Below are 16,925 nucleotides of genomic sequence, written 5' to 3'. Positions count from 1 at the left end.
TTTATGAGTGAAGAAGTTCAAAGTGTAGATCCTATAAACTTTACAGAAGCAGCTTCTCTAAAAGTAAAAGAACTTATTGAAGAAGAAGGAGATAGGTCTCTTAGTCTTAGAGTTTACATCACTGGTGGTGGATGCTCTGGTTTTCAGTATGCTTTTGCTTTTGATAATGAAATAAAAGATGATGATATGGTTATTACAAAAAATGATGTACGTCTTCTTGTAGATTCAATGAGCTTTCAATACTTAGTAGGAGCTGATGTTGACTATAAAGATGATGTTGAAGGTGCATATTTTGTGATTAGAAATCCTAATGCGAAAACTACTTGTGGTTGTGGTTCATCTTTTTCTGTATAATAAAAAATAAATATTTCTAAATAAAAGAGATTTATATGAAAATCGCTAATTTTGAAGTAGGTAATGGTAAGCCATTCTTCCTAATGTCAGGACCATGTGTAATTGAATCTGAGCAGATGGCAATGGACACAGCAGGTTATCTTAAAGAAGTAACTGAAGATCTTGGAATTAATTTTGTTTATAAATCATCTTTTGATAAAGCAAATCGTTCTTCTATTAATAGTTTTAGAGGATTAGGTGTTGATAAAGGACTAGAGATTTTATCAAAGGTTAAAAAAGCTTATAATGTCCCTGTTGTAACAGATGTTCATGAAGATACTCCATTTGCTGAAGTAGCAGAAGTAGTGGATGTTTTACAGACTCCAGCTTTTTTATGTCGTCAAACAAATTTTATTCTAGATGTTTGTAAACAAGGTCGACCTGTAAATATTAAAAAAGGTCAATTTTTAGCTCCTTGGGATATGCAGCATGTAGTAGCTAAAGCTAAAACTACAGGTAATGAGCAAATTATGGTTTGTGAAAGAGGTGCAAGTTTTGGTTACAATAATTTAATTTCAGATATGCGCTCTCTTGAGATTATGAAATCTACAGGATGTCCTGTAGTTTTTGATGCTACTCACTCCGTACAGTTACCAGGTGGTCAAGGAAGCTCTTCTGGTGGTCAAAGGGAATTCGTACCAGTTTTATCAAAAGCAGCTATGGCTGTAGGTATTGATGGACTGTTTATGGAAACTCATCCAAAGCCAGATGAGGCAAAAAGTGATGGACCAAATTCATTTCCAATGTATAAAATAAAAGAATTTCTAAGTCTTCTTCAAGAGTTAGATAATTTGATAAAAAGTCAACCTAAAATAGAATTATAAGGTTTAGCATGGCTGGTAAAGATGATGTTTTTATAATAGGTATTGTTGGAGGTTCTGGCTCTGGAAAAACACTATTTTCAAATGAAGTAATCAAAAAGTTAAAGTCAAAACACTTAAACAAGATAGCAGTTATTTCAGAAGATCGTTACTATAAAAACTGGGGTGAAATGGTAGGTTTTGAAGAAGCATGTAAGATCAACTATGACCACCCAGATGCTTTTGATCATAAATTGTTAAGAAAAGATTTAGATAGTTTAGTACAAGGAAATGATATCTACATTCCTCACTATGATTACACGACACATTCTAGAATAGAGTCTAAGGCTGAAAAAATTGCTGGAGGTGTAAGTGTTATTATCATTGAAGGTATTATGCTGTTTAATGATAGAAAACTTCTAAAGATGATGGATTTTAAGGTTTATATGGATACACCATCGGACTTATGTTTTATTAGAAGATTAATGCGTGATCAAAATGAAAGAGGTAGAAGTGTTGATAGTGTTATAAATCAATATTTAGAAACTGTTAGACCGATGCATATTAAATTTATTGAGCCATCAAAGAGAAAAGCTGATATTATAATCCCAGATGGCGCTCAGAATAAAACTGTTATTGATATAATATATAATAAAGTAAGACAATTATTGAAAAAAAATGGAGTAAAAAATGGCTAGAGTAACGATAGAAGATTGTTTAGATAAAGTAGAAACAAGATTTGACTTAGTGGTTTTAGCTTCTATGAGAGCGAATTACATCTTGAAAAAAGGTTATTCAGAATCTATAGAAAATGAAAAAAAAGAAAAAGCTACTGTTGTTGCATTAAGAGAGATTGCAGAATCTGAAATAACACCAGAGCAAATTTTTAGGAGCGAAATAGAAGGGTAGTTCCAATAATCTTTTGCTAAAAAGATATTGACTTGTTAAGAAAGCTCTATATAATACTAGTCTATCGGGTGCATAGCTCAGCTGGGAGAGCATCGCCCTTACAAGGCGAGGGTCGGGGGTTCGAACCCCTCTGCACCCACCATGATAAGAAAAGGCGGTTTTATACCGCCTTTTTTGTTTTTGTATTTCTAATCCTTATATTATTTTCTAACTAAACTTTGCTAAACATGCTAGAATTTTTCTTAGGTTAAATGTGAAAAGAGAAGTTTTATGAAAAAGTTAGTTTTAACATCTATGCTGCTATCAGCATCTGTTTCAACAATTGCATATGCAGATACAAAAAGTGACAAAAATGATATTTGTCCTAGTGATTTAAAATACAAAAATATAAATATGAAAGATATGAGTTTTAAATATGCTAAATATAATGACCATATTTGTGCTACTTTAAAAGTTAATCTTGATAAAAATAAAAGTTGGAAAGAGCAAGGAAGTGGCTGGTTTGCGGCAGGTTTTGGAGCACAAACAATGAAAGATTCAAATATGTTTATATTTGTTCCACAAAAAACTGATAATAAAAAAGTAAAATATGATGTTTTTGCTAATGTTGGTGGAGCTTATGGTCCAACAAAACCACTTGATACTAAGCCTACTGATGGACAGATTGATCTTTTATCATCATCATTGGGCAAAGTTAAGTTTGCTATATATCCTAAAAAAGTAGCAAATCTTGCAGATACTGGAAACATTGATATGATTTTCTCACATTCTAAAGCAGCAACTTATCAATTTATTCCTCCGCATGTGTCAGCATATGATGATAAGCAGATGGTTATAAAATAAGTATTTCCTTTAGTTGTATTTGAGCTTTTAATTAAATACAATTATCCTAATATATTTTAGTTAAATTATTTATGGGAAGAGCTAGAAGAAGAAAGCTCAAAGAAGGTATCTTTGAAGCTGAAATTGTATCATTAAGTCATGATGGTAGAGGTATAGCAAAAGTAGATGGTAAAACAACTTTTATACCTTTTACATTGCCAGGTGAAGTAGTTAAATTTGAATATACTTTTTCAAAAGCTAAATTTGATGAAGCTAAAGCTGTAGAGTATATTAAAAAATCTCCAGATAGAATAACACCAAAATGTGATTTTTTTGAATCATGTGGTGGCTGTAATTTACAGCATATGTCTAGTAGTGCCCAAATTGAGCATAAGCAAGAGACTTTATTAAATCAGCTTAAATATATCGGTGAAGGAGTACAGCCTGAAAATATTCTAGAACCCTTATTAACAGACAATACAGAAGGATATCGTAATAAGGCACGTCTAGGTGTTAGGTATGTAAGTAAAAAAGGTAAAATACTCGTTGGTTTTAGAGAACGTAATGGTAGATTTTTAGCAGAGATAGATAGTTGTATAGTTCTTAATCCATTAGTTGGTAAAAAAATTAATGATATTGCTAAATTTATAGAAAGTCTTTCTATATATAATCAAATTGCACAATTAGAAATAGCTATAGATGATCATCGTCCAGCAATTATTGTTAGGCATTTAGAGCCATTTACAAATGAAGATTTAGCTAAGTTAAGAACTTTTGGTCAAGAGAATAATTATTGGATATATTTACAATCAAAAGGCCCTGATACTATTTATAGATTTTATCCAGATAGAGATCTTTCACCAACCAAGCTAAGCTATCAACCAATAGATGGTATTGAAATTAGCTTTGAACCAAATGATTTTACTCAAGTTAATAATGATATTAATCGGAAAATGATTAAAAAAGCAATAGAGCTTTTAGATATATCGAAAGAAGATTCTATTATTGATTTATTTTGTGGCTTAGGAAATTTTACTTTACCTATATCAAAATATGCAAAATCTGTAATCGGTGTTGAAGGTGAGTCAACTATGGTTCAAAGAGCTATTGAAACAGCACAGAATAATGAGATTACGAATGTTAAGTTCTATGCGGCAAATCTTTTCGAGAGCTTTGAAGATAAAGAATGGTTTAATAACTTTGAGTATAATAAGATGCTATTAGATCCACCAAGAGCAGGGGCTCAAGAAGTTTGTCAAGCTATTGAAAAATTTAATGTTGAAAGGATAGTATATGTATCTTGTAATACCGCGACTTTAGCAAGAGACGCAGGTATTTTAGTAAATCAAAAAGGCTATAAGCTGGTAAGTGCAGGTGTTATGGATATGTTCCCTCATACTATGCATGTCGAGTCGATAGCAGTTTTTGAAAAATCTTGATGGAGAAATTGATGTATATAGGTTTAGATGTTGGTGGTACAAATATATCAGCTGGTCTTTTTGATTCTGATAAAAATTTAATAGCTACAGCTAAGGTAAAATCAAAAGGCAAAAGTGATACAGAAGTAGTTTTAGGCCAAATTTTTAAAGTAATAAACAAGCTTATTGATGATTCCAATAAAGATAAAATAAAAGCTATAGGCATTGGTATGGCAGGATTTGTTGATTCAAGAGAAGGAGTCCTTAAGTTTAGTGCTAATTTAAATCTAAATGGTGTAAATATAGTTAACGAGGTAAGCCAAAAATTTGGCAATATACCAGTATTTCTTGAAAATGATGTTAATGTTGGTGTTATTGGGGAATGGAAATATGGTGTTGGCAAGGGACATAAAAATATTGTAGGGATATTTGCTGGTACTGGAATAGGAGGAGGTCTTGTAGTTCATGATCAATTCTTATATGGTGAAACCGGTGGTGCTGGAGCTGTTGGACATGTTACTATAAATCCTCAAGGGGCGTACTGTCAAAGTTGTGGCTCACAAGGTTGTGTAGAGACATATGCTGGAAAAGTTGGTATGGAAAATAGAATTTTAAATTTGCATAAAAAAGGTATCAAAAGTATGCTGATTGATTCTGTTTTGGAAAATAATGGTAAGCTAAAGGGCTCATATCTTAAAAAAGCTTTAGATGCTAAAGATCCCGTTGCTATTGATATTGCTAATACAGCAATGACTCATTTAGGTATAGCAGTAGCAAATTATATAAATTTGATGAATCCATCTCTAGTTCTTTTTGGTGGTGGAATTATGGAAGCTATAGGTCAGGATTATTTAGAGACTATTTATCAATCTTGTTCAAAATATGCTTTTAAAACAATGCTGGATGCGTGTCAACTAAAGATCGCTACTTTAGGTGATAACTCAGGTGTATATGGAGCTATGGATATAGCGTTTAATAGACTAAAAGGAAACTGGTAATGCTTATAGGTGTAGATATTGGTGGCTCAAATATGGCTGCTGGATTATTTGATGAAAATAAAAAGTTAATAACAACTGCAAAAGTTAAATCTAAGGCAAAAGAGGCAACAGAGGTTGTAATTGATCAGTTATTTAAAGTCATTAATAAATTAATAGCAGAAATTCCTAAAGATAAAAAACTTGATGGTATTGGTATTGGTATAGCAGGCTTAATAGATAAAAAAACATCTGTAATTCGCAGAAGTGTAAATATTAATGTCAATGGCGTTAATTTGAAACATATTCTAGAAGAAGAATATGGAGTACGTGCTGAGATAGATAATGATGTAAATGTTGGTATTTTAGGAGAGGCTAAATATGGTGCTGGCATTGGTTGTGATGATATAGTTGGAGTTTTTGTTGGTACTGGCATTGGAGGAGGATTAGTATTAAACGGTAAGCTTTATACAGGAAATAGTGGATTAGCTGCAGAACTTGGCCATACCATTATTAAACAAGGTGGTTCATATTGTCCAGGTTGTGGTTCACAAGGTTGTTTAGAGGCGTATGCAGGTAAGGTTGGTATAGAGAAAAAGATAGAAAATCTAGCTAAGAAAAAAATTAAAAGTACTTTGATTGAGCTAGTTACTGAAAATAATGGTAAATTAAAAAGTAGCCATATTAAAAAAGCACTTGACGAAAATGATCAAATTGCTTTAGATATTCTATCAGAAGCAATGGAATCTTTGGGTGTGGGTATTGGTAGTGCTTTGAATATGATTAATCCATCTATGGTAATCTTAGGAGGTGGTGTAATGGAAGCAATAGGTGAAAAATACCTTCCTCAAATAAAAAGAGCAGCTATGAAAAATTCATTTGCTGACATTTATGCTGAATGTGATTTTAAATTAGCGAAATTAGGAGATCAAGCTGGGATATATGGAGCTATGGAGCTGGTCGCAAATTAAATCAATATACTTGGATATATAAATGATTAATCAGATTCTTTCTAATTTTTTCTTGCAAATATTTAACTATTTAAAGGGGTTTAGAGATATTGAGTTAGGAAAGATTTTTAGTGATTATAATGCTTTTGAAATTTTATGGCTTATTTGCTCGGTTGTAGTGCTTGGGCTTATAAGTATACTAACTACAGATAAGTATTTAGTTTTAACAACTATTGCTACAGTTACAGGGATGTTAAATCTTTTTTTAATAGCAAAAGGGAAAATACTTAATTATTTTTTTGCTTTTATTAATAATCTAACATACGCATATGTTTGTTATCAGCAAGGTATTTTTGGTCAGTTCTTATTATTTACATTTTTCTTTTTTCCTATGCAGTTTTATGGTTTATATAATTGGACAAAGCCTCAAAACATAGGTGAGAATAATGATATTGTGACAAGAAGCCTTAATAATAAACAAAGATTATATCTTTTTATAGGAATTGTTATTGCCGCTATTTTATATGGTGTTTTTATACTTAAAGGTATATTTAATCAGCAAGTTGGACTTTTTGCTGATTCACTAACTGGTGTTGTTTCTGTTGTTGCTATTATTCTTATGGTAAAAGCATATTTAGAACAGTGGGCATTATGGATAGTTATTAACACGCTTTCAACAATTATTTGGATACAACAATATATATCTGGATCTAGTGATAGTATTGCTTTTCTTGCTATGTGGTTAATTTATTTATTCAATGCTGTCTATGGCTATGTGAATTGGAAAAAGTTACAAAAAAATTCCTAAACTTTCTATATCACCTTAACTTAAGCGTTAGCTTCCTATATAATCAGCTTTATTCATTGACTAGATTCCTGTGAGTAGGATATGACTGTTAGACAAACTTTGTTTTTGATTCTTACACCAATAGTCGCAATGTGTGTATTATCGTTTGGAAATGGTTTTTTTACAACCTATTCATCTATTGAGTTAAATAGTCTTGGTCGCTCTAATTTAATGATTGGATTGATTTCAGCTGCTTATTTTTTTGGTATGATGTCGGGATCTTATTTCTCTCAATCTACAATAGTTAGAGTTGGATATATTAGAGCATTTGTTCTATTTGCTTCATTAATGGCAATAAGTACTTTAATAATCGGTGTTTATAAAGAGGTTCTTGTTTGGGTGCTCTTTAGATTTGCTTGTGGTTTTTCTCTAGCAGCTTTATTTATTATTATAGAAAGCTGGTGTATTTTGTCTTCTGAAAGAAGGAATAGAGGACTAATATTTTCAATATATTTATTTGTTTACTATGGTACGCAAGCATTATCTCAATTGATGATAAACTTTCATTTTAGCGATGGATTATTAGCATATTGCTTTATATCTTCATTATGTAGTATTGCTATAGTATTAATGGCCTTTACTAAGACTGTGGCACCAGTCCCTCAGTCAGAAGAGATTTGCTCGCCAATGAAAATTATGAGGAAAGTTCCTCTAGCTATGGTTGCGAGTATTATAGGAGGATCCTTACTTGGCGCAATTTACACTATATTGCCAGTATTCTTAGTTAGAGTTGATAGTACTCATAATATGATATCAGTTTTGATGATGACTACTATATTGGGAGGTATGCTATTACAAATTCCTATAGGTAAACTATCGGATATTATAGATAGAAGAAAAGTGATTTTACTAGTAGGGGCGGGAATCTGTATAGCTTCTATTTTAATATGTCTTTTCCATAACTCATTCTTTATGTTTGCTGTTATTATATTTATATTTGGAGGATGTGCATTTGTAATTTATCCTCTATCAATATCTCATGCCAGTGACTTTCTTGATGAGCATGAGATATTAGGAGCAATTGGTGTATTGACTATCGCATATGGTTTAGGTTCTGTAGTTAGCCCTATTGTTATATCTAGTTTTATGGCATTTGTTGGACCATTTGGTTTCTTTGTGATCACGGCTTTGCTTAGTGCTGTTTTATGTCTTTATTCACTTTATAGAGTTTCTACTAGAACCTCAGCAAAAGATACTGTACAGTTTACAGCAGCTACTCCTGAGAGTCTTAAGTTTAGCGAAGCTCAAGAAATTATTTCAGATAAGTCATCGGAAGAATAGCTTCAAAGGCTATATTCAAATTGCAAAGCATATCTAGCTAGCTTATAATTACAGAAGTTTGTATAAATGTTAGAAAGACTTAACATATCTTAAGGAGTTTATAGTTATGTCATCACAAATAAATAAAGTTTTTGCAAGACAGATATTAGATTCACGTGGAAATCCTACTATTGAAGTAGATGTTGTTTTAGAAAGTGGGGCTTTTGGTAGAGCTGCTGTACCGTCAGGAGCTTCAACAGGCATTAGAGAAGCTCTAGAGTTAAGAGATGGAAATAAGAAACTTTTCCTTGGTAAGAGTGTTTATAAGGCAGTTGAAAATGTAAATACAAAAATTGCTCAAGCAGTTAAAGGCTTAGATGCTTTAGACCAAAGATTAGTTGATAAAACTATGATTGAGTTAGATGGTTCTGAGAATAAGAAGAATTTAGGTGCAAATGCAATTTTAGGTGTTTCGCTAGCTACAGCTAGGGCAGCAGCATCACATTTAAGAAAGCCATTCTACCGTTATTTAATGGATGTTAAAGAGTATTTAATGCCAGTACCAATGATGAATGTTATTAATGGTGGTTCTCATGCTGATAATAATGTTGATATGCAGGAGTTTATGATTGTACCGGCAGGTTTTGATACTTTCTCAGAAGCTCTTAGATGTGGTACAGAAGTATTCCATACACTTAAGAAAGTTTTAATTGCTGATGGTTATAGTGTAGCTGGTGTTGGTGATGAGGGTGGTTATGCTCCTGATCTTCCATCAAACGAAGCTGCAATTGAAGCAATATTAAAAGCTGTTAAAGAAGCTGGATATGAGCCAGGTAAGCATGTATTTATTGCTCTAGATCCTGCAAGTAGTGAATACTATAAGGATGGTAAGTATGAACTTGCTTCAGAAGGTAAATCTTTAACTTCAGCTGAGATGGTTGAGTATTTCGCTAAATGGGTTGATAAATATCCAATCGTATCTATTGAAGATGGTATGGCTGAAGAAGATTGGGATGGTTGGAAGCTAATGACTGATAGACTAGGTAAAAAAGTTCAGTTAGTTGGTGATGACTTATTTGTTACAAATCCTAGTATTTTAGCTAAAGGTATAGAAAAAGGTATTGCTAATTCTATATTGATTAAACTAAATCAAATTGGTTCATTAACAGAGACTTTTGAAGCTATGGCTATGGCTGGACAAGCTGGTTACACATGTGTGGTTTCGCATCGTTCAGGTGAAACTTCTGATACTATTATTGCAGATTTAGCAGTAGCTACTTGTTCTGGACAAATTAAAACAGGCTCGCTTTCAAGATCTGATCGTATAGCTAAATACAATCAGTTACTAAGAGTAGAAGAAGAGCTAGGTGAGAATGCTATTTATCCTGGTATTAAATCTTTTGTTTTTAATTCTGCTGAAGAAGAAGATTCTAAAAGTAATGAACCTCAAGAGATTATTGTTGAAGAAAGTGAAACTGAAAAAGTTGTAGTTCAAGTAGAAGAATAATTATTATTCTATGAATACAAAATCAAACTTTTTTTTCTATTTTTTTATTTCTGCCGTGATACTACTAATAATCGTATTGCAATATGATCTTTGGTTTAGTAATACCGGGCTAATGAAATATGATGCATTAAAGAAAGCTGTTGCGGCACAATCAGAAGAAGTTAAGCAAAAAACTCAAACTAATGCTCAACTATATTCAGAGGTTGTATCATTGCGTAAAAATAATGAAGTTCTTGAAAGTTTAGCTCGTGAAAATATGGGCTTAATTAAGAAGGGTGAGGTTTTCTATAGTGTCAAATAAATATGTAATTATTCCTGCTGCCGGTATTGGCACAAGGATGAAATTAAATATTCCGAAACAATACTATAGGTTATCTAATGATAAAACTATTCTTGATAATACTTTAGAAAAGTTTATTGATAATTGCTTTTTTGACCATATATTTTTAGCCTTAAGCTCCGAAGATGAATTCTGGAGTCAATCTATTTACTACAATCATTCTAAAGTTAAAACTTGTGTGGGTGGCAAAACTCGTTTTGAAAGTGTTTATAATGGTTTGAAAGCTATCAAAGGAAATAGTGATGATTGGGTTTTTGTCCATGATGCTGCTAGACCTTGTATTGATACTCAAAATATTATAGATCTGTATGAGCAAACAAAAAACTCTCATTCTCAAGCAGGCATATTAGCTGTTAAAGCATTTGAGACAGTTAAGAAAGTAGGTGTTAAAAATATTATTGTGAAAACTATAAATCGTGATGATATTTGGTTAGCACAGACTCCACAATTATCTAGGCTAGGGCAGTTAGAAAAGTCTTTTGATTTTTGTCATTCAAATAATCTTATTAATAAGATAACAGATGAGGCTTCAGCATTAGAGTTATATGGTATAAACCCAATAATTGTTGAAGGTGCGAGAAAGAATATAAAGATAACAACACAAGATGATTTAGATTTTGCTAATTGGCAGTTAAATAAATAATATTACTTTATCAATAATCCAATTACATACCCAAATATTATTATTAAGCCCATTATAAATAGTGCCGAATCAAGAGCTACTTTTCTATATGCTTTACATTTTATATTTTTATAAATAATTATTACTGGCAAAATATATAACAGAAAAGCTACAGTTGGAGCTACTAATATACCTATTATATTAAGAATCTTAAAGTTGCATATTGTGCATATCCATAGGACTATAAATATTAAGCTGATACATATTTTGCTTATTATGGACTCTGATATTTCTATATGGCAAATATTTCTAAAAAAATATCTAAACAGATATCCTAAAGCTTCTTTTGAACCAATATAGCATCCTATAAATGAGCTTATAATCGCTGTAAAAACAATCATAGGTGCCAAAATATCTAATATAGCGCTGTGATGTTGCTCTTGTATTAGTGTTACTATTGATAGGTTATTATTATTTGCTCTGTCTAGATCTGTTATAGTAGTGCTAAGTAAACAAGATGTTATAAAAATTAATACGAAAATAAAGAGTATCAAAGCATTAATTTTAAGAATTTTATAAATTTTTGCTTTTTGTTCATAATTATTAATTTCTACATAACTTTTATAAAAAACAACTAAGCTAGAAATAACAGGAGAATGGTTCATTGATAGAACTAATATTGGTAGAACCATCAATATTCCTACAATATATTGAGTAAGGTTAAAGTGGCTGTCTGTAACAAAACTATAGTTCCAATATGGAATGATATATATAGATAATGTTATTACTAATATTATTAAAAAGACTACAATAAGCTGCATGAATTTTAGGATGATATTTATACCTAAAGAAACTACTACCAATAGAGTTATTAATATACTAAAGCTAAACCAAATATTTGTAGATAAGTTTATGTTCGTAATATTATGACTTAGTAAAAAATTACTTAATTCATTATTTAAACCAATTGAGTACATTGGCATGTTTAAAAAGATAGCAAAAAAATAAAGAATTACACAAACTAAACCAAAGAGTTTTCCTAAATTGTGAGTGAAAACATCAGTAATACCACCATCTTCAGAGCTTATTACAATGTTCGCCATATTTTTATGTGAATAGTACGTTAGAGGTAGTGCAAATATCATTACAGTTAATACTGCCCAAAAGCCACTATCTCCAGCTTGCACTGGTAAATATAATAATCCAGCTCCAATAGCTGTACCAAATAGAGTGAAAATCCATTGAGTATCCATTTTTTTAGAATATGGATTTTTTATTGCCTCCACTAATTACCCCAATCTAGTATTACTTTACCACATTTACCACTTTTCATTATTTCAAAGCCTTTTTGAAAGTCATCTATATGTAGTCTATGAGTTATTATTGGAGCTATATCCATACCAGCTTGAATCATGCTAGACATTAAGTACCAAGTTTCAAACATTTCTCTACCATAGATACCCTTTAAAGTGAGGCCTTTGAATAAGATAGCTCCCCAATTTATTGAAATATCTCCAGCTGCAATACCTAATAACGATAGCTTGCCTCCATGATTCATAACATCTAGCATCATAGATATAGCAGAGTTAATCCCAGACATTTCTAGCCCTACATCAAAACCTTCACTCATGCCAATGTCTGACATTACTTTACGCATTTGTTTAGTTAGTTCTTCTTGAGTTTTATACGGTGCTACATTTAAGGCTACAGTCGCGCCAAATTCTTCTGCTTTTTTTAAACGATATTCATTAACATCAGTAATAACTATTCTGCGAGCACCACAAAATCTAGCGATCTTTATTGCCATTAACCCAATTGGTCCAGCTCCAGTTATAAGTACATCTTCACCAGTTAGATTAAATGAAAGTGCAGTATGTACAGCATTTCCAAGAGGGTCAAATATGCTAGCTATTTCATCTGAAATAGTATCAGGAAGCTTAAATACATTTGATGCAGGCATAGCTAAAAACTCAGCAAAGGCCCCTTGTACATTAACGCCTATTCCTCTAGTTTCTCTACATAAATGACGTTTGCCAGCTTGACAATTCCTGCAATGTCCACAAACAAGGTGTCCTTCTCCAGATACTCTATCACCAATATTAAGTCCAGTTACACCATTACCTTTATCTACAATCTCACCAACAAATTCATGCCCTGTAATCATTGGTACAGGGATAGTTTCTTGAGACCATTTATCCCAGTTATATATATGAAGGTCAGTACCACATATAGCGGTTTTTTTAATTTTTATTAAAACATCATTGTAGCCACATTTTGGTATTGGTGCATCATTGATCATCCATATACCAGGCTCTCTTTTTAATTTACACAATGCTTTCATATTTGTTTAATTCCTTTAAATGAAGTTTGTATATGAGGAAATTAGATTTTATTAATTAGTTTATTAAATGATACCTAAATCTTTACCTGCTTTTGTAAATGCATCTACAGCCTTATCTATTTGTTCAAAAGTGTGAGCAGCAGACATTTGTGTTCTAATACGAGCTTTACCTTTAGGAACAACAGGGTATGAAAAAGCAATTACATATATACCGTAGTCTAAAAGTCTTTCAGCAAAATCAGCAGCTTTCTTCTCATCATAGATCATTACAGGAATAATAGGATGCTCTCCAGGAATTAGGTCAAATCCAGCAGCAGCCATTTTAGATCTAAATCTTTGTTGATTAGCTTGTAATTGCTCTCTTAGCCTATTAGAGCTTTTGGTTATTTCTAAAGCTTTTAAAGATGTTTTAGCAATGATTGGAGCTAAAGAGTTTGAGAAAAGGTATGGTCTTGATAAATTTTTTAATACATCAACAATTTCCTTTTTAGCACATATATAGCCACCAGATGCTCCACCTAAGCCTTTGCCTAATGTTCCTGTTAAAATATCTACACGGCCCATTACATCACAGTACTCTATTGAGCCTTTACCACTTTTCCCAACAAATCCTGATGCGTGTGAATCATCTACCATAACAATAGCGTTATATTTGTCAGCTAAGTCACAGACTGCTTTAAGATTGGCAATAATACCATCCATTGAGAAAACTCCATCTGTTGCAATCATTTTAAATCTTGCGCCAGCTTTATCAGCTTCTATAAGTTTTTCTTCAAGATCTTGCATATCGTTATTGTTATATCTAAATCTCATAGCTTTACATAACCTAACACCATCTATAATACTTGCATGGTTAAGAGAATCACTAATAATAGCATCTTCTTTGGTAAGTAAAGTCTCAAAAAGTCCAGCATTTGCATCAAAACAAGATGGGTATAAGATAGTATCTTCAAACTCAAAGAAATCGCTAAGTTCTTTTTCAAGTTGTTTGTGAACACTATTTGTACCACAAATAAATCTTACAGATGCCATACCATAGCCACATTCTTCTATATGATCTTTAGCATATGCAACTATTTCAGGATTATTCGCGAAACCAAGATAGTTATTAGCACAAAAATTGATAAGTGTTTCACCATTTTTTAATTTTATAACTGGTTCCTGAGGAGTCGAAATTATTCTCTCACTTTTATAAGTACCAGCATCTTTTATTTCTTGAATTTTGTTATTAATATTATCGTAAAAATCCTTGTTCATAATATAATCCTTGATTTTTCTTAAGTACACCAACTCTAATATATATAAGAATGTTTAAATTTGGAAATTTTTAATGCTAGATTACGTAAAATTTATACTATGTTTCATTATGTTTTTGGAAAAACATAATTTGGATATTAACGCTTTTATTCTAATAAGATAAAGATTACTTTTTAGTCTCAAAAAATCAAAGAATTATATTAATTTTTTGCAAACTATAATGAAAAATTAAGCTTCCCTAAAAGTAAAGATAATAATGATATATTATCAAATATTTTATTGTATTTTTGTTTTTTGTCTTTATAGAATTGATTATGGAGTGATATTACCAAATTAAAAATATAAGGAGACTTGGTATGAGTGGGAAGAAGAGAATAGCTACTATGATCTCGTATGCATTAATGGGTTTAGGTTCATTTGGCATGGTAGAGGCATCTACAAGTAATGATGTTGAGACATATGACTTTAAAGCACCATTTAAAGATTATAATAATAAAATAGTTTTAAAGATCAATAATGTATCATCAGCAAAGACAATTGAGTTTACAAGTAACTTTAAGCCGAAGGCTGGTTGGGGTAATTGTTTTGGAACTAGAGCAGATCTTGTTGATTTTGCATCTGTACAAAATAGTAAAGGTGACTATGTAACTAAGATGACATTAAAAGATGGTGGATCTTTTGATTTAACACAATCTTGTGATGTTATGGGCACAGATTCAGGTAATGCAGTTGTATTACCTGGAGTTGTAGTTCCAATAGTTAGTGATCTTAAAGTTGATGGTAAAGATCTTGAGATAGAAAGACCATGTGCTGGTAATGTATGTAAAGATCCAGCACCTGGATATACAAATGCTGCATATTATGCGCAGTGGGCAGTATGGGGACGTAAATATAACCCATATGATTTTAAATATAATGAATTAAATACGATAATTTATGCATTTATAGGTTTTGATGGAAGTACTGGTAATATAAAAACGCTAGATGCTTCTGCAGATACATGGGGCCTTTCAGCAGCAGCTAGAGCAGCTAAGAAATATCCATATTTAAAATCATTCTTATCATTTGGTGGTTGGACAAATAATGGTGTTACAACGGCTCCAATGTTTGAGAAATTAGCTTCAAATCAACAAAGTATGGAAAATTTTGCTAAGCAAGCAGTAGAGCTTATGCGTAAGCTTGGTTTTAACGGTATAGACATTGATTGGGAGTGGTGGTCTGATTATGGTAATGATGTAGCTCCGGCTAAGAAGATGTTAGCATTCTTTAAAGTACTTCGTGCTGAGTTAGATAAAGCTAGTGAAACTGATGGTAAGAAATATTATCTTGCAATAGCTGTTAATGGAGCTAGAAGCCGCATTGAAGCTATGGAAAACCCAAGTAATCCAAATAGTGTATCAGACTTCTGGAAGCAAACTGGTGAGTTAATGGATGAGATCAACGTGATGAACTACGATTACCAAGGTGCATGGGGAACTGGTTTCCCTGCATACTTCCAAGCATCATTTGCATTCCCTGATGTATCAGGAGTTGGAAATAGTAATTATAGTGCTGGAGATGTATCAAATGATGTACAGGATAATGTTACAGATAGTTCTGGTAGTAATGTTACATTAAGTAAATCTATAGGCGTAGATGGTGGATGGTCAATCCAAGATTCTATTGATGCATATATTAAAGCAGGAGTTCCTGCTAAGAAATTAATAGTTGGTTTACCTTTGTATGCAAGATCGATGGCTGTTGATAGTGCTAAGGATGGAGGATTATTCCAAACTATTACAGGTCCTGGTATTGGTGATTATGAGAAAGGTGTATTTGACTATAAATGTTTAGTTAATCCTGTTAATGATCCAGTAAATGGATGTGGCTCATCTAATCCAGTGAGTGGTTTATCAGATTTGCAATTCTATGATGAGAAATCAAATGTAGCTACATTTGATAAATATGGTAGAGTAGCTATGCAACCTTGGGCATATAGTCCATCTACTAAGTCATTTATAACTTATGATGATACATGGTCAGTTGCAGAGAAAACTAAATATGCTAAGAGCAAAGATCTTGGTGGTACTATGTTCTGGGAAGCAGATGGAGATTCTACAGATAATAGTAAGTCACTTATAAGTGCAGTAGCAGCTGTATATCAGTCAGATAGTATTTATATATCTGTAAATAATGTGACAGAAACATCTGCGACTATATCTTGGAATAAGCCAGAGCTTGAGGGTAATGTTACATATACAGTTAAGTTAAATGGCAATGTAGTTGCTCAGAATATTACTGCTCAAAGTTATGTGTTAACTAACTTAGATAAAGCTACTAATTATAGTATAGAAGTTACTGCTAATGCTTCTAGTGAGTCTAGAACAGATAGTTTATCATTTACAACATCTGGTGGAGATGATCAAAACCAAGGTGGAGATGATCAAAATCAAGGTGGAGATGATCAAAATCAAGGTGGAGATGATCAAAATCAAGGTGGAGATGA

The 16,925-nt window shown here is 32.1% G+C and carries 17 protein-coding genes and 1 tRNA gene; 15 read left to right on the top strand and 3 right to left on the bottom strand.

All coding sequences use genetic code 11. The features are described from left to right. The first annotated feature begins 3 nt into the window (after nt 1–3). From erpA to ispD, 14 genes are all read left to right on the top strand, one after another. The gene (erpA, locus tag R8535_RS07415) at nt 4–354 is read left to right on the top strand and encodes an iron-sulfur cluster insertion protein ErpA (protein ID WP_329497956.1); all 351 of its coding nucleotides are present in this window, start codon (nt 4–6) and stop codon (nt 352–354) included. A 35-nt stretch (nt 355–389) separates the two neighbouring features. Next, the gene (gene kdsA, locus R8535_RS07410; RefSeq protein ID WP_329497954.1) at nt 390–1,217 is read left to right on the top strand and encodes a 3-deoxy-8-phosphooctulonate synthase; all 828 of its coding nucleotides are present in this window, start codon (nt 390–392) and stop codon (nt 1,215–1,217) included. Nucleotides 1,218–1,225: 8 nt separating this feature from the next. Continuing rightward, nucleotides 1,226–1,891 carry a uridine kinase gene (gene udk / locus R8535_RS07405; RefSeq protein WP_329497952.1) on the top strand — a complete coding sequence of 222 codons (666 nt, stop codon included), beginning with the start codon at nt 1,226–1,228 and terminating at the stop codon, nt 1,889–1,891. Beyond that, nucleotides 1,884–2,102 carry a DNA-directed RNA polymerase subunit omega gene (gene rpoZ / locus R8535_RS07400; RefSeq protein WP_329497951.1) on the top strand — a complete coding sequence of 73 codons (219 nt, stop codon included), beginning with the start codon at nt 1,884–1,886 and terminating at the stop codon, nt 2,100–2,102. Before udk ends, rpoZ begins: the two co-directional genes overlap by 8 nt. Before the next feature lie 66 nt (nt 2,103–2,168). After that, nucleotides 2,169–2,244: transfer RNA gene (locus tag R8535_RS07395), tRNA-Val, on the top strand. A gap of 128 nt (nt 2,245–2,372) precedes the next feature. Beyond that, nucleotides 2,373–2,945, top strand: coding sequence for a hypothetical protein (locus tag R8535_RS07390; protein WP_329497949.1), 573 nt, complete (start codon nt 2,373–2,375; stop codon nt 2,943–2,945). A gap of 71 nt (nt 2,946–3,016) precedes the next feature. Beyond that, nucleotides 3,017–4,363 carry a 23S rRNA (uracil(1939)-C(5))-methyltransferase RlmD gene (gene rlmD / locus R8535_RS07385; RefSeq protein WP_329497946.1) on the top strand — a complete coding sequence of 449 codons (1,347 nt, stop codon included), beginning with the start codon at nt 3,017–3,019 and terminating at the stop codon, nt 4,361–4,363. 11 nt (nt 4,364–4,374) lie between these two features. Next, a complete protein-coding gene (locus R8535_RS07380; protein ID WP_329497944.1) occupies nt 4,375–5,340 on the top strand; it encodes an ROK family protein in 966 nt (321 codons plus the stop codon). Then, on the top strand, nt 5,340–6,287 hold the full coding sequence (locus R8535_RS07375) for an ROK family protein (RefSeq protein WP_329497943.1): 948 nt from the start codon (nt 5,340–5,342) through the stop codon (nt 6,285–6,287). Before R8535_RS07380 ends, R8535_RS07375 begins: the two co-directional genes overlap by 1 nt. A gap of 22 nt (nt 6,288–6,309) precedes the next feature. Beyond that, nucleotides 6,310–7,074, top strand: coding sequence for a nicotinamide riboside transporter PnuC (gene pnuC / locus R8535_RS07370; RefSeq protein WP_329497942.1), 765 nt, complete (start codon nt 6,310–6,312; stop codon nt 7,072–7,074). A gap of 81 nt (nt 7,075–7,155) precedes the next feature. After that, nucleotides 7,156–8,394: an MFS transporter gene (locus tag R8535_RS07365; protein ID WP_329497940.1), complete on the top strand. Its 1,239-nt coding sequence runs from the start codon at nt 7,156–7,158 to the stop codon at nt 8,392–8,394. 106 nt (nt 8,395–8,500) lie between these two features. Then, on the top strand, nt 8,501–9,880 hold the full coding sequence (gene eno / locus R8535_RS07360; protein WP_329497938.1) for a phosphopyruvate hydratase: 1,380 nt from the start codon (nt 8,501–8,503) through the stop codon (nt 9,878–9,880). 10 nt (nt 9,881–9,890) lie between these two features. Then, entirely contained in the window at nt 9,891–10,181 is a 291-nt protein-coding gene (locus R8535_RS07355; RefSeq protein WP_329497936.1) for an FtsB family cell division protein, read from the top strand. After that, nucleotides 10,171–10,863: a 2-C-methyl-D-erythritol 4-phosphate cytidylyltransferase gene (gene ispD / locus R8535_RS07350; RefSeq protein WP_329497934.1), complete on the top strand. Its 693-nt coding sequence runs from the start codon at nt 10,171–10,173 to the stop codon at nt 10,861–10,863. The genes R8535_RS07355 and ispD overlap by 11 nt, the downstream gene beginning before the upstream one ends. 2 nt (nt 10,864–10,865) lie before the next feature. On the opposite strand, the gene R8535_RS07345 is transcribed toward ispD, so the two are convergent. From R8535_RS07345 to R8535_RS07335, 3 genes are all read right to left on the bottom strand, one after another. Next, a complete protein-coding gene (locus R8535_RS07345) occupies nt 10,866–12,119 on the bottom strand; it encodes an amino acid permease (protein WP_442902170.1) in 1,254 nt (417 codons plus the stop codon). Between the two features lie 8 nt (nt 12,120–12,127). Further along, nucleotides 12,128–13,183 carry an L-threonine 3-dehydrogenase gene (gene tdh, locus R8535_RS07340; RefSeq protein WP_329497932.1) on the bottom strand — a complete coding sequence of 352 codons (1,056 nt, stop codon included), beginning with the start codon at nt 13,181–13,183 and terminating at the stop codon, nt 12,128–12,130. Between the two features lie 63 nt (nt 13,184–13,246). Beyond that, the gene (locus R8535_RS07335) at nt 13,247–14,440 is read right to left on the bottom strand and encodes a glycine C-acetyltransferase (RefSeq protein WP_329497930.1); all 1,194 of its coding nucleotides are present in this window, start codon (nt 14,438–14,440) and stop codon (nt 13,247–13,249) included. A 356-nt stretch (nt 14,441–14,796) separates the two neighbouring features. On the opposite strand from R8535_RS07335, the gene R8535_RS07330 reads away from it, so the two are divergent. Then, nucleotides 14,797–16,925 (top strand): glycosyl hydrolase family 18 protein (locus tag R8535_RS07330; RefSeq protein WP_329497928.1); only part of this gene is annotated, 2,129 nt, incomplete at its 3' end.

This window comes from Francisella sp. 19S2-4, from assembly GCF_036281795.1.
Classification (GTDB): Bacteria; Pseudomonadota; Gammaproteobacteria; order Francisellales; family Francisellaceae; genus Francisella.
Note: the sequence above shows the minus strand (reverse complement) of the source record. Positions and strands in the feature narration are given on the sequence as shown.